General features: G+C 68.7%; 15 protein-coding genes. 6 read left to right on the top strand and 9 right to left on the bottom strand.

From position 1 onward, the window contains the following. Positions 1–50: 50 nt before the first annotated feature. From D3H34_RS02125 to D3H34_RS02100, 5 genes are all read right to left on the bottom strand, one after another. Positions 51–413 (bottom strand): GIY-YIG nuclease family protein, encoded by a 363-nt coding sequence (locus D3H34_RS02125; RefSeq protein ID WP_119551760.1) that lies wholly within the window; start codon positions 411–413, stop codon positions 51–53. A 56-nt stretch (positions 414–469) separates the two neighbouring features. Next, entirely contained in the window at positions 470–979 is a 510-nt protein-coding gene (locus D3H34_RS02120; RefSeq protein ID WP_119551758.1) for a hypothetical protein, read from the bottom strand. Between the two features lie 88 nt (positions 980–1,067). Continuing rightward, on the bottom strand, positions 1,068–1,406 hold the full coding sequence (locus D3H34_RS02115) for a hypothetical protein (RefSeq protein WP_119551756.1): 339 nt from the start codon (positions 1,404–1,406) through the stop codon (positions 1,068–1,070). A gap of 19 nt (positions 1,407–1,425) precedes the next feature. Continuing rightward, entirely contained in the window at positions 1,426–2,508 is a 1,083-nt protein-coding gene (locus tag D3H34_RS34610) for a hypothetical protein (RefSeq protein ID WP_286185347.1), read from the bottom strand. A gap of 78 nt (positions 2,509–2,586) precedes the next feature. Continuing rightward, positions 2,587–3,279, bottom strand: a complete 693-nt coding sequence (locus D3H34_RS02100) for a hypothetical protein (RefSeq protein ID WP_119551754.1) — start codon at positions 3,277–3,279, stop codon at positions 2,587–2,589. A 380-nt stretch (positions 3,280–3,659) separates the two neighbouring features. Between D3H34_RS02100 and D3H34_RS02095 the strand changes: the two genes are divergently transcribed. From D3H34_RS02095 to D3H34_RS02070, 6 genes are all read left to right on the top strand, one after another. Further along, positions 3,660–4,454, top strand: a complete 795-nt coding sequence (locus D3H34_RS02095; protein ID WP_119551752.1) for a LuxR C-terminal-related transcriptional regulator — start codon at positions 3,660–3,662, stop codon at positions 4,452–4,454. A gap of 40 nt (positions 4,455–4,494) precedes the next feature. Continuing rightward, the gene (locus D3H34_RS02090; protein ID WP_119551750.1) at positions 4,495–5,460 is read left to right on the top strand and encodes a sensor histidine kinase; all 966 of its coding nucleotides are present in this window, start codon (positions 4,495–4,497) and stop codon (positions 5,458–5,460) included. A 79-nt stretch (positions 5,461–5,539) separates the two neighbouring features. Next, positions 5,540–7,912 carry a Tex family protein gene (locus D3H34_RS02085; protein WP_119551748.1) on the top strand — a complete coding sequence of 791 codons (2,373 nt, stop codon included), beginning with the start codon at positions 5,540–5,542 and terminating at the stop codon, positions 7,910–7,912. A 6-nt stretch (positions 7,913–7,918) separates the two neighbouring features. After that, positions 7,919–9,331: a hypothetical protein gene (locus D3H34_RS02080; protein WP_119551746.1), complete on the top strand. Its 1,413-nt coding sequence runs from the start codon at positions 7,919–7,921 to the stop codon at positions 9,329–9,331. 123 nt (positions 9,332–9,454) lie between these two features. Beyond that, entirely contained in the window at positions 9,455–10,543 is a 1,089-nt protein-coding gene (locus tag D3H34_RS02075) for a patatin-like phospholipase domain-containing protein (protein ID WP_119551744.1), read from the top strand. Positions 10,544–10,658: 115 nt separating this feature from the next. Further along, complete coding sequence (locus D3H34_RS02070) at positions 10,659–11,645, top strand: tripartite tricarboxylate transporter substrate binding protein (protein WP_119551742.1); 987 nt, start codon at positions 10,659–10,661, stop codon at positions 11,643–11,645. Between the two features lie 23 nt (positions 11,646–11,668). On the opposite strand, the gene D3H34_RS02065 is transcribed toward D3H34_RS02070, so the two are convergent. Genes D3H34_RS02065 through D3H34_RS02050 form a run of 4 tightly spaced genes read right to left on the bottom strand, consistent with a single transcriptional unit; the run spans position 11,669 to position 16,555 of the window. Further along, positions 11,669–12,055, bottom strand: coding sequence for a DUF4150 domain-containing protein (locus D3H34_RS02065; RefSeq protein ID WP_056580973.1), 387 nt, complete (start codon positions 12,053–12,055; stop codon positions 11,669–11,671). A gap of 20 nt (positions 12,056–12,075) precedes the next feature. Then, complete coding sequence (locus D3H34_RS02060; RefSeq protein ID WP_119551740.1) at positions 12,076–12,771, bottom strand: DUF3540 domain-containing protein; 696 nt, start codon at positions 12,769–12,771, stop codon at positions 12,076–12,078. After that, complete coding sequence (locus D3H34_RS02055) at positions 12,768–13,892, bottom strand: pentapeptide repeat-containing protein (RefSeq protein WP_119551738.1); 1,125 nt, start codon at positions 13,890–13,892, stop codon at positions 12,768–12,770. The genes D3H34_RS02060 and D3H34_RS02055 overlap by 4 nt, the downstream gene beginning before the upstream one ends. Continuing rightward, entirely contained in the window at positions 13,889–16,555 is a 2,667-nt protein-coding gene (locus D3H34_RS02050) for a DUF2169 family type VI secretion system accessory protein (protein WP_119551736.1), read from the bottom strand. The genes D3H34_RS02055 and D3H34_RS02050 overlap by 4 nt, the downstream gene beginning before the upstream one ends. Between the last annotated feature and the right edge of the window lie 3 nt (positions 16,556–16,558).

The following is a 16,558-nucleotide window of genomic DNA, read 5'->3' as shown; positions in this document are numbered from 1 at the left end:
ACCCGCAGGACGCTTCACACGTGCAGTGCGCACAAGAGACGGAAAAACAATCAGGACACGTTGTAACCGTTCTCGCCGCAGGCTTGAAGCTCTTCGCTCCAGAGTGCGAGCAGCCGTTCGAGTTCCGCGGCGCGGTCGAAGGCGGGGTCGTCCTTTTCCTTGACACGATCGATCACCTCGAAACTGAAGTGCAGGGCGCCGAGTTCGAGCCAGTCGCGCTGCAACGCCTTGTTGCGGTGCGAGCGCAGTCCGAGCTCGAAGCGCGCACGATTCATCGCGCCTTCGACGTCGAGACTGCCTGCCACGAAGACGCGGCCGCTCACGGTGTTGCGGATGGCATAGACGCCGGCGGGGCGCACGCTGTCCTTGTATTGCCTGACAAGGGTACGCCGGGCCTGGGGAGATGGATTCATCTCTAAATATTACCCGGGCAAAATATAAAACACAATACACCCGGGTAAAAATAAGATCACTCGGCGCGCAGCCGATGCCATCCGCGCAGCACCCGCCGGTGCACCGCCCGGACGATGCGCCAGGGTCGGCTTTGCCGCACCCGCGTCAGCACGAGGTCTTTCCACGCTTTCCAGCGCGGGTACCAGCGGGCGAACCAGCCCAGGCGCATCAGCGATCCCTCGACCAGCTGGAAGATCCGCGCCACCACGGCTGTGCCGGCGAGCTTGGCCAGCAGCAGCACGGCCGCCCCGCTGATCGCGTGGCCGCGGCCGAAGAGAAACAGCGCCAGCACCTTGACCGGCAGGAGCAGCAGCACCGGCACGAGGAACGCCAGCAACGCGCCCCACGGCGGCAGCGCGCGCAGCAGGTTTTCCAGCCGTGCCCACAAGGGCAGCCGGGCAAGCCGCGCGACGAGCGCCGCCAGCGGCACCCAGCCCCATTCCTCGAAAAGCAGCAGGGGAACGAGCAGCGCCGTGGCGGCGCCGCGCAGCAGGGCGCGCAAGGCGCGCACGAGGGGGTGGGGCATCCGCGAAGGGTATACGCACACGGCCGAACGCCGCCGGGACCTTGCGGACCCGGCGGCGTATCGTTCAAAAAAGCGGCGTCTCGCCTGTCTACTTGCCGCCGACGCTGCTGTTTTCCGCAGGCCGGAAGAACAGGTACTCGCCGCGACCCAGTTCGGGCGTCACTTCATAGCCGCTGCAACGCGCGACGTTGCACTGGATGATCACGACACGCGGCCAGATGGTGGCCGAGGTCGGATACCCCGGCATGTACTGCGGCACGTGCCAGACGCCGTAGTCGCCCACCGGCTCGGCGTTCTCCGTGCCGCTGGCGTTCTGCAGGCCGCTGCCCAGGGGCATCCGTTCGATGCGGATGATCGGCGTGGCGGCCACCGAGGCCGTGGCCACGCACGAGGCGGCGACCCAGAGGAAGAGGGTCCTGGTGTTCATGATGGCTTCCAGGCGGACCTCATTGCGGATCTTCTCTGGCGGCTTGCGGCGCCACCGCGACGGCGTCGACCGTGTCGGCTGAGTCAGCCAGGCGGCGCGTCACACGGACCACGACCCCTTCGGATTCCGCCGCCACCTCGAACGGTGCCACGGTGCCGCTGGCGACCGGGGCAGGCTCGGCCGTGGCCATTGCTTCTTCCTCCGGCGCGGCAGCCACCGGGGCGGGTGCCGGCTCGGCCGGAGCGGGCAGTGGCGCGGCTTCCACGGCCGGCGCCGCTGTCACCGGCGAGGTGACCGCCGGCTGCTCCTGAGCCGGTGCGACGACCGGTATCGCGGCCACGGGCGCCGGTGCGGGGGCGACAGGTTGCGGCACCACGGCAACCGGGGCCGGCGCTGGCGCGGGGGCTTGCACCTGCGGAGCCGGAACCGGAACCGCGACCGGCGCTGCCACCGCGACAGGAGCCACAGGCGCTGGCGCCGGTGCCGCAGCGACGGGCGCCGCAGGCGCAGCCGGACGAGCCGCCACCGGTGCGCCGCTGGACGATGCCTGCGGTCCGAACGCGCTCACGCGTTCTTCGGCGGTCATCGACTGCGGGCACTTCGAGCCGGTCATTTCCAGTGCTGCCTGGGCCTGCGGGTCCATGCAGTCCATGGCCAGCGACGCTGCCTTCATGCCCTTGTTCCAGAGCTCGCGGCTCATCTTCAGGCGCTTGCAGTGTTCGTCCGTCCAGGTGGTACCGAAGCTCAGGCCGACCCCTGCGCCGTTGGCGCTGGCGCTGGTGCTGCCCATGCAGGTGTCGTTGCTGGTCGTCAGGTTCGGGCCGCTCACGGACGGCACGTTCTTGACGGTGTAGCTGCCACGGTAGTCGACGGTACTGGTCGTCGCGCCCGTGTTGTTGATGTTCTGTGTGCTGTTGCTGTCCACCGTGGCCCGGGAGGTGACTTCCGAGGGGGCGGAGCTGTTGAAGTTCACCGCCTGGGTGTTGCCCTGGGCGTTGGTGGTGGCCGAGCTCTGTGACTGGTTGTTGGCACCACCCGCTGTTGTTTGCGCCAAGGCGCCCGCGGACAAGCCCAGCAAGGTCAGGGCGATCAATGTTTTCATTTTTTCGACTCCTTTGGGAAACGGGGGAGGGGCGTGCCCCTCCCCACTTCTGGTCCAACAACCGCTCTACCGGATCGCTCAGGGAGCGTTGGCCGTTGCGCCGGAGATCGCACCACCGGCCGTGCCGCCACCGTTGCTGAAGCCAGCAGCGTTGCCAATAGCGAAGTTGACGACGCCCGTGGAACCGCCGGTCGAGCCCGAGGTTGCCGAGGTGCTGGTGCCGTTGACGATGCCGTTGACGGCAGCCGAGTTGGCGTTGAAGCCAGCCGTCGTGCCCGAGGTGCGCGTCACCACGGCCAGACCGCCGCCAGGACCTGCAGCCGTTGCCGCCGTGTTGTTGGTGGTCGAGCCGGCTGCGCCGCCAGCAGAACCGCTCACCGGGTTCGCACCGCCGCCGGCGTAGTTGGCATTGGCCGACGACGTTGCATTGGCCTGTGCATTGGCACCGCCTGCGGCGACGCCGTTGCCGGTCGTTGCGGCCACGCTGGTCACGCGTCCTTGCGTGGTGGCCGAGCCACTGGCCGTGGCGCCACCGACACGCAGGAAGGCGTTGCCCGCCGCGCCGCCCGCCGCGTTGGCCGTGGCCGACGAGCTGGAGTTCGCGGCGTTGTAGCTCAGTGCGCTGCCCGTTCCGGAGCTGGCGGCGGTCGAGCCGGCCGAGCTGGAGGAGCCGGTCGTGGTGTTGGTGACGGCGAGCGCCACGCTGCTACCGGTTGCGGTCCCGATGCCAGCCACGAGAACCACTGCCATGGCGATAAGAGTCTTCTTCATGATGCTTCCTCGATAGTGTTGAAACGAACCCGATCGCCGGCGAATCCGGCTATCAGCTAACGGTCAGCGAGCACGGATTGAATGGATTCCGTTGCGACCGGGATGCAGTTTCAGCGGGGGGAAGCGAACGAAGAATGCCTCAGGCTGGGTAGAGCAAGGCTATGGCGAAAGCAATGGATGACGGCGTTTTGCGGGTCGGCACGGAACCGGTTTTCGGCCATGTTTCCCTCAGGGCCACTATCACTTTCGTTCACAATCTGGCAATATTGCAACCAAACGAAACCATAGTAATCAAAAAAGCCGCGAACCAAAAAAAGAGTAGAAATCGATTAACTTTTGTTCACGAAGTCGCGACTTTTTTCTGTGACAAGGGGACGTAAATGGAAAACGAACTCGACATTTCATTGACCGATGTCAGTGGTGGCGCTAGGAAATTCTCCAATCCAGGCCAGTTCGGCGGGCTCCTGGCTCCCTCGGCAGACAGCCTGCCGTGGCCGGACTACCTCACGGGCCAGGAGACCAAGCCCGTTCGTGTCCTGCTCGTCGACGACGACCCCTTTGTCCGCCGCGTCATCGCCCAGGAGCTTCTGGGCGATCTGCGCATCCAGCTCGAAGGTCAGGCCGGCTCCCTGCGCGAGGGCCGGCGCCTTCTCATGCAGCATGAATTCGATGTGCTCATGGTCGACATCCGCCTCGGAGACGGCAGCGGTTTCGAGCTCATCGAAGAAGCCAAGAAGCACCGCAGCGCCGCCGAGATCATCGTCATTTCCGCGCTGGAAGACGAGCCTCAGGTGCTGCATGCCTTCGAGCTCGGCGCCTCGGGTTACCTGGTGAAGAACGCCTGGTTCCAGAGCTATGCCCAGGCCGTGCTGCAGGTGGTCAACGGCGGTGCCGCCATCACGCCCCGGCTGGCGCGCCGACTGCTCGTGCACCTGGACCACCAGCGCTCCAATCCGAGCCCGGTGCGCCCGCCGGACAGCAAGGCGACCCTGTCGGCACGGGAGCGCGAAGTGTTGCGACTTGTAGCCACCGGATATGTGACGGAAGAGATCGCCCTGCAGCTCACCATCAGTGCCCAGACGGTAAACGCGCACGTCAAGAACATCTACCGCAAGCTGCACGCCCACACCCGCGCGCAGGCCGTGAGTTTCGCCTCGCACCGGGGGCTGCTCTAGGGCGCGCTTCGGGCGCCCTGCGTTCGCAGCGGAGCCATCCATGCCCGCGCCGGTGCCCTCGCTGCCGCCGTATTTCCTGGAGGACCAGTTCGTGTGGCTCTCGATCGCTGCCTGGTGCGTGCTCCTGATCTGGCTGTGGCCGCGCGCCTCGCGCCGGCGCTTGCTGCTGTGGGTCGGGCTGGCCTTCGCGCTGCACCTGACACCGGTGGTGGGGCAGGTGATCCGGGCCACCTCGGCGATCACCGCACTGGGTACCGAGGTGCCGGCCGCCTTCTGGGCCCTGCAGGGGGTCAACATCCTCGTGCTGTGCATGATCGTCGGCACGTGGTACCTCTCCCGTCGCCGCCTCGTGCGGTACCGCCAGGCGCAGGCCGTGCTCGCGGAGCGCCGCCGCATCGCCAGCGACCTGCACGACGGCGTCGGCTCGCGGCTGGTGGCGCTCATGGCCAGCTACGACCCACGCTCGGCCGACGCCAGGGAGCTGTCGATGGCCCTGCAGGCCTGCCTGCTCGAGCTGCAGATGACGGTCGATTCCCTCGACGACCAGGCCGACACCAGCATCGGCGAACGACTGGGTCACTTGCGTTACCGCCTGCAACCGGCGTTCGACCGGCTCGGCATCACGCTCGTGTGGAGCGTGCAGGACGTGGTGCTGTCGCCGCCGATGAGCTCCGAGGCCGCGATGCAGCTGTGCCGCATCGCGCAGGAGGCCTTGTCGAACGTGCTGCGCCATTCGCAGGCGACCCGCGTGGAAGTGCGCTTCGGCCCGCGCGAACGCTCGCACGGGCTGGTGCTCGAAGTGCTGGACGACGGCCGCGGCCTCGATGCAGCGACCGGCGAGCCTGGCGGCAAGGGACTGCGCAGCATGCGCGAGCGCGCCGACGCGCTGCACGGGGAGCTGGCGGTCATGGACGTGGCGCCGCACGGGCTGCGCATCCGGCTCGTGATGCCCGGTGAACTGCAGCCGCCGGGCACGGTTGCGGCGGAGGCCGAGAGCACGTTGTAACAGCGCCGCACGGGCGGCTGGCGGGAGGCGTCTTCGCCTATGGCAAACTTCCGCGCTTTGCCAGGGACGCGCTCAAGACATGCAGAAAATCATTCGCCAGCTCGCCGTTGAAATCAAGGTCGGCGAGCACCAGGTGAAGGCCGCCGTCGACCTGCTCGACGAAGGCGCCACGGTTCCGTTCATTGCCCGCTATCGCAAGGAAGTCACGGGCGGCCTCGACGACATCCAGCTGCGCGAACTGGAAGCCCGCCTGTCTTACCTGCGCGAACTCGAAGACCGCCGCGTGGCGGTGCTCAAGGCCATCGACGAGCAGGGCAAGCTGACCCCCGAGCTGCGCGCCGCGATCGAATTCGCGCCGACCAAGCAGGAACTCGAAGACCTGTACCTGCCGTTCAAGCAGAAGCGTCGCACCAAGGGCCAGATCGCCCGCGAATTCGGCATCGAGCCGCTGGCCGACAAGCTGCTGGCCGACCCCACGCTCGACCCCGCCGTGGAAGCGCAGGCCTTCCTGAAGCCCGCCACCACGCTGGACGACGGCAAGCCGGGCCCCGATTTCTCCACCGTTGCGCTCGTGCTCGACGGCGTGCGCGACATCCTTTCCGAGCGCTGGGCCGAAGACGCCGCGCTGGTGCAGGGCCTGCGCGAATGGCTCTGGAACGAAGGCCTGCTCAAGTCCAGCCTGATGAGCGGCAAGGACGAGAACAACGCCGACGTCGCCAAGTTCCGCGACTACTTCGAGTACGACGAGCCCATCGGCCGCGTGCCTTCGCACCGTGCACTGGCCGTGTTCCGCGGCCGCGCGCTCGAGGTACTCGACGCCAAGCTCGTGCTGCCCGTCGAGCCCGAGCCGGGCAAGCCCAGCATCGCCGAAGGCCGGATTGCACTGCACCTGGGCTGGAGCCATGCGGGCCGCCCGGCCGACGACCTGCTGCGCAAGTGCGTGGCCTGGACCTGGCGCGTGAAGCTGGCGCTGTCGACCGAGCGCGACCTCTTCACCCGCCTGCGCGAAGACGCCGAGAAGGTCGCCATCAAGGTGTTCGCCGACAACCTGCGCGACCTGCTGCTGGCCGCGCCGGCCGGCCGGCGTGTCGTGATGGGCCTGGACCCCGGCATCCGCACCGGCGTGAAGGTGGCCGTGGTCGATTCGACCGGCAAGCTGGTCGAGACCGCCACCGTGTTCCCGCACGAGCCGCGCAAGGACTGGGAAGGCTCCTTGCACACGCTGGGCAAGCTGTGCGCCAAGCACGGCGTGAACCTGATCGCCATCGGCAACGGCACCGCCAGCCGCGAGACCGACAAGCTGGCAGCCGACCTCATCAAGCTGCTGGCCAAGATGGCTGCGCAGGCCGGCGCGCCGGAAATCAAGGTCGAGAAGGTCGTGGTGAGCGAGGCGGGCGCCTCGGTGTATTCCGCCAGCGAGTTCGCCTCGCAGGAAATGCCCGACGTGGACGTCAGCCTGCGCGGCGCCGCCTCCATCGCGCGCCGCCTGCAGGACCCGCTGGCCGAACTCGTGAAGATCGACCCCAAGAGCATCGGCGTGGGCCAGTACCAGCACGACGTGAACCAGAGCGAACTCGCGCGCACCCTGCAGGCCGTGGTCGAAGACTGCGTGAACTCGGTGGGCGTGGACCTGAACACCGCGAGCGTGCCGCTGCTGTCGCGCGTTTCGGGCTTGTCGGCCAGCGTGGCCAAGGCCGTGGTGCGTTGGCGCGAAGCCAACGGCGCGTTCTCCACCCGCAAGCAACTGCTCGACGTGACCGGCTTCGGCCCCAAGGCCTTCGAGCAGAGCGCGGGCTTCCTGCGCATCCGCGACGGCGCCGACCCGCTGGACATCACTGGCGTGCACCCGGAAACCTATCCGCTGGTCGAGCAGATCATCGTCAAGACCGGCAAGCCGATCGCCGAGCTGATGGGCCGCGCCGACATGCTCAAGACGCTCAAGCCCGAGCTGTTCGCCAACGAGAAGTTCGGCGTGATCACCGTCAAGGACATCCTGGGTGAACTCGAGAAGCCGGGCCGCGACCCGCGCCCCGATTTCAAGGTGGCGCGCTTCAACGACGGCGTGGACGACATCTCCGACCTCGCCGAGGGCATGATCCTCGAGGGCACCGTGAGCAACGTGGCGCAGTTCGGCGCGTTCGTCGACCTCGGCGTGCACCAGGACGGCCTGGTCCACGTGAGCCAGCTGAGCCACAAGTTCGTCAACGATGCCCGCGAGGTCGTCAAGACCGGCGACATCGTCAAGGTCAAGGTGATGGAAGTCGACGTGGCGCGCAAGCGCATCGGCTTGTCGATGAAGCTCGACGCCGCGCCCGCACGACGCGACGGTCCGCGCGACAACCGCTTCGAAGGCGCCGGCCGCGGCCAGCAACAAGGCCGGCGCGACAACTCGCCGCAGCCGGCGGGGCAGATGGCCAGTGCGTTTGCCAAGCTGCAAGGCTTGCGCAAGTAAGTAGCAGTGCCATCCGGCAACGCTGACGCCGCCGCGCGCGAGCGGCTTGCCCGGCTCGCACGCGAGATCGCCGATGGTGACGCCGGCGCGCTGGTCGACTGGAAGGCCTGCGCAGAAGACGCACTGTTCGCGCTGCGGGAGGCTCATGCGCAGGCTTGTCCCGCGCTGCGCGATGCCCGTCTCGACGCGGTGGCTGCCAACGTCAACACCGAGCCCGCCGAGACCTGGATGCAGGCGCTGGGCGCGGAGATCGAGACCCTCGACCTTCGGCTGTACGAGGTGGCGCAGGCGGACGACGCCTACGGACTCGTGGTGCTCCATGCCACCGAAGGCGCCGATTTTGAAAAGGCGGCCAAGACGCACGACATCGACGTGCGGCGCTGCCGGCAGACGGGCCGGGCACGAGGGCAGGGCGCGCGCAAGCTCCAGCCTGCGCAGGCCCTTGCCAACCACGCCGATGCGGCGTTGCTGCACATCAGCTTCGTCTCCGGTGGGGCGCTGGGCTTCGGCCGCAGTACCGTGCCCGATCGCGAACCGTCGCCGGATGGTTTCTTCTCCTGGCTCGATCTGCGGCAGTGGCCGCCCGTCCTGACGTCCACGCGGCTCACGGTGTGCGACCTGACCTGGACGCCAGCGCATGGAGGCCTCTGGGCCGCGCTGGTGTCGCCCGAGCCGGGCGCCTGGACGCTGCGCGTCACGCAAACACCGCTGCAGGGTGACGCGGCATGGCAGACGCTGCCCATGCCGACCTTCCTCAAGGGCGCACCGATCATCTCGATCGGCTTTGCGGGCGCGGACCTGCTGGTGGCGGACCGCAACCGCGTCTGGATCTACCGAGATCCTGCGACGCTGCCGGCTCCCGAACAGGTGCTGGAAGCGCCCGCGCAGGACCTGCGCCACGGCAAGGCATCGGGCTTCGCCCGCACCGGGGACGGCCGCACCTGCGTGCTGTGCGCCGGCGCGTTCCACGAATGGCGCGACGGCCGCATGCACGCCACGGGCATCCAGGCCCACGGGCTGGATGCGTTGAGCTGCGCACCCACCGGCGCGTCGCGCTTCGCGTGGGTCGATGCCGGCAATGAACACCTCGTCGAGGCTGACCTCGACACCGGCGAATTGCGGACTCACGCGCTCGCGCACATCGACGGCCGGGTCGAGCTGCGGGATGCCGGCGACGGCTGGATCGCACTGCTGCGCTGGAACGAGCCGTCTCACCAGCACGACATCGCACAGCTGTGGCATCCAGCGACCGAGCGCCTGCTGCGGCTGGGGTACGGCGCGCTGGGCCGGGCGGGGGCACTCGCGCAATGGTTCCCGCTGCCGGACGGACGCACCGTTGCCGCCGACTTCGAGAAAGCCTTCGTGCTGGGCGATCTCGAGGCGCTGGTGAGGCGCCTGGGCGACACGCCCGCGCGCTGAGAAGGCCGCCGGCGATGGCAGCCCCCGGCTCTCGCGGAGAAAATACGCCGCGTCGCCGCTGGTTTCCCGATCTCGCATGACCCGTCTTCTCCATCGCCTCCACTGCCGCCTGCAGCCCACGCCATGAAAGCCTTGCGCATCTACGCCGGCCCCGCCGCCCGCAAGCACATCGAACAGCATGGCCTGCGCCCGCAGGACGTGCGCACCATCCCCGGCGCGGCCGGCGGCCCGAAGGGGTTGATCCTCGGTCCGCTCGACCGCTTCATCTTCGGACGCTGGCTCACGCAATCCAGCCAGCCAGTGGACCTGGTGGGCGCCTCGATCGGCGCGTGGCGGCTGGCCACGGCCTGCCTGTCGGACCCGGAAGCGGCCTTCGGGCGCTTCGAACACGACTACGTGCGTCAGCAGTTCGAGGTGCCACCAGGCCAGAAGCGGCTCAGCCCGCACCAGCTCAGCGAGCGTTTCGCCGAGAGCCTCGACACCTTCTACGGCGGGCGCATCGGCGAAGTGCTGGGGCATTCGCGCTACCGGCTGCATGTGGTGACCTCGCGCGGGCGCCACATCCTCGGGCGCGAGGGCAGGGCGCGCACACCGGTCGGCTACCTGGGCGCCTTCGCGAGCAACAGCCTGCACCGCAAGAGCCTGGGCGCGTGGCTGGAGCGCTGCGTGTTCTCCACGCCCGGCGCGGCGCTGCCATTCGGCACAAAGGACTTCCGCACGCGCCAGCACGCGCTGAGCGAGGCCAACTTCAACCGGGTGCTGCAGGCCTCGTGCTCCATTCCGTTCCTGCTGGCGGCGGTGCATGACATCCCGGGCGCGCCGCGCGGTGCGTACTGGGACGGCGGCATCACCGACTACCACCTGCACCTGGACTACCAATCTGCCCATGACCGGGGCGATGAAGGCATCGTGCTGTATCCGCATTTCCAGCAGGCCGTGGTGCCGGGCTGGCTCGACAAGGGGCTGCGCTGGCGCCACAAGTCCACGCGCTTTCTCGACCGCATGGTGGTGTTGGCGCCCAACCCCGACTGGGTGAAGACGCTGCCCCACGGCAAGTTGCCCGATCGCAAGGACTTCATCCGCTTCGCGAACGATGCGCAGGCGCGCATCGCGGCCTGGGGGCAGGCCACGCGCGAGGCGATGCGGCTGTCGGACGAGTTCGAGGCCTGGCTGGGCAACGACGGGCGTTCGCGCGAGATCCTGCCGCTCTGAGCCCGCGACCCCGGCCGGGCCCTGTCGGGGACAAACCCTGAGCATCGGCGCCCGAGGGCGCTTCGAGAATGGTCCGGTCCATTCACCGAAGCAGCCACTCCAGGGAGTCCCGACCATGCCGCACGCCGCGCTCTCACGCCGCCGTTTTTCCCTTGCCACCGCAGCGGCCGCCGCCAGCCTTGCCGCACCGTCCTTCGCGCAGAGCGCCTGGCCGAACAAGCCGATCCGCATCGTCGTGCCCTACACGCCGGGCGGTTTCACCGACCAGATGGCGCGGCTGGTGCAGGCCGGCCTGCAGACGCGGCTCGGCCAGCCCGTGGTGATCGACAACAAGCCCGGCGCCAACAGCCTCATCGGCGTCGATGCCGTGGCCAAGGCCGCGCCCGACGGCACGACCTTCGGCGTCGTCATCGCCGCTTACGCAGCCAACACCACGCTGTACCCCAAGCTGCCCTACGACCCGCGCAAGGACCTCGTGGGCGTGTCGCTGATGGGGGTGTCGCCGCTGCTGGCGGCGGTCAACAACGACGCGCCGTTCAAGACCGCGCGCGAACTCATCGACTACGCACGCAAGCATCCGGGCAAGGTGAGCTTCGGCTCCTCGGGCAACGGCTCGGCCGCGCACCTGACCACCGAACTGTGGAAGTCGCTCACGCAGACCTACATGATCCACATCCCGTACCGCGGCGCGGTGCCTGCGCTGACGGACCTGATGGGCGGGCAGATCCAGCTCTTCTTCGATGCGCCCACGGGCCTCATCAACCAAGGCAAGGCCGGCAAGGTGCGGCTGATCGGCGTGGCCGGCGACAAGCGGCTGCCTGCGGTGCCCGACGTGCCCACCTTCATCGAGCAGGGCTTCACGGGTTTCACCGGCAGCACCTGGGCCGGCATGCTGGCGCCGGCGGGCACGCCGCGCGAGATCGTCAAGCGCATGTCGGAAGAGGTCGCGCGCATCATCAAGAGCGACGAGACCCGCACCAAGCTCGACGCCATGGGCACCTTCCCGGCGGGCAGCACGCCCGAGGAGTTCGACGCCTTCATCGCGTCCGAGACCACCAAGTGGGGCAAGGTGATCCGTACGGCGGGCGTCAAGCTGGACTGAAGAGCCCGATCTGTTTCATCGCGTCAGGGCGCCAGCACCAGCACCTTGAACTGGCTGGGCACGATCCGCATGCCCACGATGTTGCAGCGGTTCTGCACCGCCAGGCTGGTCATGCGCGTGCAGGGCGTGCCCTTGAGCAGCACCGTGAACGCGCCGGTGATGTGACGCGACGGCCCCATTACCGTCTGCGACACCACGCCCATCAGCACACCGGCGTTGTCGCCGTTGGTGATCGGCGTGGTGGTCGCCATGTTGTGCACGGGCGTGCCGCCGTACAGGATGTTCCAGGCGTTGGGCAAGGCGGTCGGCCCGAGCGCGATGTTGGGGTAGGGCACGGGCAGCGCGGGCGGTGTCTTGCAGACATCGGGGAAGGCGAGGTCCATTCCCATCATCTGTGCGTTGGCGAACATGGTTCAGCTCCTTTTCTGCATCAACCCATGTGGATCTGTTCGGCGTCGACCTTCACCAGCGCCTTGCTGGTGACGAAGGTGTTCTTCGCATGCAGGCGCAGGCTTTCCGAGGCCTGCATGTCGATCTGCCCGGCGCGCACCTGCTCGACCTCTTCGATGAGCCGAAAGCTCGTGCGCGTGAGCAGGCTCAGGCGGTCCAGCACGGTCTCGAGCGTGCGGCCCACGAAGCGGGCGACCAGCGCGGTCACGCGCACTTCGGCGCCCCGGTAGGTCATGTCGTTGATATCGAGCGTCGCCTTGTCGGCCTGCAGCGAGAAGTCAGGGGCCTGCAGCGCGATGCCACCGCGACGCGAGCGGATGGTGAGGTCGCCGTCGGTCACGAGCTGCGACTGGCTGGGGTCCGCCTGCGTGACGACGGCGATGAGGAACAACTGGTCGCGCTGCGGTCCGGCCACGAGCACGACATCGCCCGTGGAGGGCTGCAGCAGGCAGCTGGCGGCGAGCGGGCAATGCCATGGGGCACCGCCTTGCTGCGGCTCGACGACGAAGCGGCCGTCGGGCAGCGACTGCACGACGGTGCCGAGCGCGCTGCCGGTCCAGGCGGGTGCGGCGGCCGAAGGCAGCGGCTTGCGCAGCAGCGCGTGCATCTCGGTGGCACGAGCGTCGAGGGCGTCCGATTGAGGCGAGACAGGTTCGCGAAGGGCTTGTGGGTTCATGGCGAGGTGTCCTGTGGATCGGACGGCAGCGGCCGGCCGAAGGTGTCGCGGCCGGCGCGCTGCGGGCGGTTCGCGCGGGCCGCTGAAAAGCGCTCGGCCTCGAACAGCGCCGGATCGCTGTCGAGCACGCCGAGGCGGTCGCTCCAGCGCGCGCCGGCGTCGATCGTGCGGTGCATCTGGGTTCGGTGGAAGCTCGCGCCGCGCAGGTCGGCGTCGCTGAGGTCTGCATAGGAGAAATCCGCGTACACGAGGTGGCTGCGGGCGAACGCGGTGCGGCGGCAACTGGCGCGATGGAACACGCATTGCGTGAGCTGCGCGTCCGACAGGTCGGCATCGTCGAGCCGGGCACCGACCCACAGGCTCTGGTCGAAATGCCCGCCGCGCGCGTCCGCCCGGCGCAGATCGGCTTCGGGAAACAGGCACTGGGGCGCTTGCACACCCGACAGCACCGCGCCTTCGAGCTTCGCGCCCTTGAAGTTGCACTGGCTCAGCCGCGCGCCGGCGAAGTTGCAGCCCGTCAGGTCGGCATCGATGAACTGGCAGAGATGGAACGACTGCGCGCCGAAGTCCTGTCCCGCGAGGTCGGCCTCTCCGAAGATCACGTTGTGGAAGTTTGCGCCCCCGAAGTGCGTGCCGCGCAGTGCTGCGCGATAGAAGACGGTGGTGTTCAGCGCCACCTCGTCGAAGCGCGTGCCATCGAGGCGGCATTCGCCGAACACGGTTTTCGTGAGGTCCGCGCGGGCGAAGACCGCCCCTTCGAGCCGGCTCTGGTGGAAGGTGGCCTGGCCCGCCTTCGCTTCGGTCATGTCGGCGCCGCACAGGTCGACCTCGGTGAACACTGCGTGCGCCATCGCGGCCGACTGCAAGCGCGCGCGGGGCAGGGCGCAATGGGTGAAGGCAGCGTGCTGCAGGTCGGCGGCGTCGAGCCCGGCATCGTCGAAGCGGCAGGTGTCGAACACCGACTCGGCCAGCCGCGCGGCGCGCAGGTCGGCCCGGCGGAAATCGCAGGCACCGAAAGTACCGCCGCGCAGGTCCATGCCGTCGAAGTTCATGCCCTGGAAGTCCTGGCCCTGGATGTGTTCGCCGCCGCGGATCTTCGCTGCCAGCTCGGCCGGCGTCATTGCGCCGTGTCCGCCGCGCGGCGCGGCAGGGTCTTGGCCTGTTCGAGGTACGCGCCGCGTGTCTCGGTCACGCCGTCGATCAGGGTCTGCGAAACATCGGCACGGAACAGGTTGGCGTCGCGCAGGTCGGTGCGGACCAGGCGGGCTTTCTGGAGGCTGGCATGCATGAGATTGGCGCCACGCAGCGAGGCCTGCGTGAAGTCGGCACGGATGAAGAGGCTTTCGGGCGCATCGCAGCCGCTCAGGTCGGCGCCCGTGAGGCTGCAGGCCGACAGGTCGCAGGTGTCGAGCGTGGCGCGCACGAAGCGCGCACCGTCCAGCGGCATCTCGCGCAAGCCGCACTGCACCAGCGTCGCGTCGTCGAAATCCATGGTGCGCAGACTGCTGGTGCCGACGAAACAGGTGGTGTGCAGGGTCGCGCCGCGAAAGACGATGCCGGTGTCACCCGGCGTGTGGGCCCAGGCGCAGGCTTCGAGCCGGGCTCCGCTGAAATCGAGCCGTTCGGCGATGCACGAGATCAGCCCGACCTTGTGAAGCACGGCGCCGTGAAAGCGGCAATCCTGCAGGCGGGTCTGTTCGATGAAGGTCACGTACGAAAGGCGCACGGCGTCGAAGCGGCAGTGCCAGACCTGAAGGCCGAGCACGCTCAGGTGTTCGAGCGCGGCTTGCGAGAAGTCGCAGTGCTCGAAGCGTGTCTGCTCGAGCGTGGTCTCGTGCAGTTGCGCCCCGGCGAACACGGTGCGAACGCACTGCGCCAGGCTGAGGTTCGCGCGGTGCAGCACGCAGCCGGCGAGCGAAGCTCCGGCGAGACGCGCGCGCACGAGCACGGCCTCGGTGGCATCCGCGCCATCGAGGCGGGTGCCTTCGAGGTTCGCGCGTTCCAGCAGCGTGCGATGCAAGCGCGCGCCGCGCAGGTCCATGCCCGACAGGTCGGCGCCCGTGAGGTCCATGCCCGAGAGATCGCGTGTGGTGGCCATGGCCTCCAGCACGCGCCTGCGTGCCTCGGCGGCCCGCTCGCCCTCAAGGAGGTCGGCCGGCGACTGGTGCTGCGCGCCCATCCGGTACATGTCGATCAACCCGCGCTGGCCTTTCTCGACGACCTCCGCGAACGCCTGCTGTTGCGCGGGTGGCAAGGCGGACGTGCCTGTCGCGGCAGCGATGCCGAACATGCCCTGCAACACGGTCTGCGCATCGAAGACGGGCGGGCCCTTGGTCGTGGTGCGGTCGACGCCCGCCACCAGCTCCGCGGAGTCGAAGCCGACCTGTCGCGACTCGGCGGCGTTGCGTTGACCCGCGCGTTCGAGTTCGCGCCGGCCGTCTTCGAGCGCCTGGCGCTGGTCCTGCGTGAAGCGTCGCGTGCGCTCGACAAAGTCCGGCAGCTCCGCGAGCGTCGGCGCCTTGCGGAAGGGCTCGGGCGGGGGCCGCTCTCGCAGCAGGCGCGGGTCGTGGCCGGCCTCGCGTGCCTGCTGCATCATGTCCGCGCGCAGCCTCGCGCCGCGTTCGCGCATGTTGCGCACGAGCGCGGATTCCTCGCCGTCGTCCAGCGTGTCCAGCCAGGGGCCGATGGCCTGCGCGGGCAGCAGCTCGTCGTCGCGGGCCGCATGCAGCGCGCCGGTCTCGGGGTCGCAGCGGCGCTGGAGGAGGGCGAAGTAGTGCGCCAGCGGGCGGGGCGCGTCGCCTGCAGCCTCGATGGCCGGCATCACGTGAGTCACGTCGTCGGCGTCGTCTTCCACGATGTCGATTTCGCCGTGATGGATCAGCGCGACCTGCGCGCGGTGCGGAAAGAACCACGCCGTGGTCAGGCGCATGGGCACCTCGTCGAACTGTTCCGGCTCACGACCGCGCCCGGTGCGTCGCGCGATGAAGGCGCGCGCGCGCCAGTCGGGCAGCCGCCCGCGCTGCACCGCTTGCGTGGGGTGCATGTGCCAGATTTCGTAGGGCGTGCCGCCGGGGATGTGGTCGCGCGCGGGCCAGCGCTGCTGCGGCGGCGCGGCGTTGAAGAAGCGCCAGTCCATGTCTTCCGAAAAACCGGGAAACAGGTGCTCGCGCCAGTGGCCGTCGTACTGCCGGCCGATCAGGCGCATGCGGCTGGGGCGGGTCAGGTCGATGGCGCCGAAGCCCGCCGGCTCGATCTCGTGGTTGGGGCGATCGGGGCGGTCGATGCGTTGCGCAGGGTCTTCGATGTTCGGCAGGCGCTGCACCTGCAGGCCGTGGACGGTTTCGTGCGCGTGGCCGATGCCTTGCGGGTTCTCGGCAAAGCCGGGGCCGCCGTAGGCGCGGGTGGCGTCCAGGCGCATCGACTCGAAGGGTTGCGGTGCCGTGGCGCGCCCGTCGATCCAAAAACGGTCGCCGAACACCAGCAGCTGGCGGGCAAGCTCGCCCACGCGCAGGGCGACGGCGCAGGCGGTCTTGTCGTCCTGATGACGGGTGTAGGCCTGCCCGGTGGCCAGGAACTCGGCATGGGGCTTCGGAACGCCCAGGTCGATGGCGCCCGTGGGGCCGAGCTCTTCGGCGGCGATCTTCCAGAACTCCGGCTCCGGCAGCAGCACGGGAGTGGCGTCCATCGACACCATGCCCATCAGCGTGACACCCAGGCGTTGCTGGCGCCCGCGCAGGAAGGGGCGCGTGATGACGCTCAACCGCAGCGGCTTGACGGTTTTCAAGGG

This window comes from Acidovorax cavernicola (assembly GCF_003581445.1).
This window is presented reverse-complemented; position numbering and strand designations above follow the sequence as displayed.

Excerpts from the sequence above, each read along its gene's own strand:
- D3H34_RS02125 (WP_119551760.1), bottom strand. The coding sequence starts at position 413 with ATGAATCCATCTCCCCAGGCCCGGCGTACCCTTGTCAGGCAATACAAG.
- D3H34_RS02120 (WP_119551758.1), bottom strand. The coding sequence starts at position 979 with ATGCCCCACCCCCTCGTGCGCGCCTTGCGCGCCCTGCTGCGCGGCGCC.
- D3H34_RS02115 (WP_119551756.1), bottom strand. The coding sequence starts at position 1,406 with ATGAACACCAGGACCCTCTTCCTCTGGGTCGCCGCCTCGTGCGTGGCC.
- D3H34_RS34610 (WP_286185347.1), bottom strand. The coding sequence starts at position 2,508 with ATGAAAACATTGATCGCCCTGACCTTGCTGGGCTTGTCCGCGGGCGCC.
- D3H34_RS02100 (WP_119551754.1), bottom strand. The coding sequence starts at position 3,279 with ATGAAGAAGACTCTTATCGCCATGGCAGTGGTTCTCGTGGCTGGCATC.
- D3H34_RS02095 (WP_119551752.1), top strand. The coding sequence starts at position 3,660 with ATGGAAAACGAACTCGACATTTCATTGACCGATGTCAGTGGTGGCGCT.
- D3H34_RS02090 (WP_119551750.1), top strand. The coding sequence starts at position 4,495 with ATGCCCGCGCCGGTGCCCTCGCTGCCGCCGTATTTCCTGGAGGACCAG.
- D3H34_RS02085 (WP_119551748.1), top strand. The coding sequence starts at position 5,540 with ATGCAGAAAATCATTCGCCAGCTCGCCGTTGAAATCAAGGTCGGCGAG.
- D3H34_RS02075 (WP_119551744.1), top strand. The coding sequence starts at position 9,455 with ATGAAAGCCTTGCGCATCTACGCCGGCCCCGCCGCCCGCAAGCACATC.
- D3H34_RS02070 (WP_119551742.1), top strand. The coding sequence starts at position 10,659 with ATGCCGCACGCCGCGCTCTCACGCCGCCGTTTTTCCCTTGCCACCGCA.
- D3H34_RS02065 (WP_056580973.1), bottom strand. The coding sequence starts at position 12,055 with ATGTTCGCCAACGCACAGATGATGGGAATGGACCTCGCCTTCCCCGAT.
- D3H34_RS02060 (WP_119551740.1), bottom strand. The coding sequence starts at position 12,771 with ATGAACCCACAAGCCCTTCGCGAACCTGTCTCGCCTCAATCGGACGCC.
- D3H34_RS02055 (WP_119551738.1), bottom strand. The coding sequence starts at position 13,892 with ATGACGCCGGCCGAGCTGGCAGCGAAGATCCGCGGCGGCGAACACATC.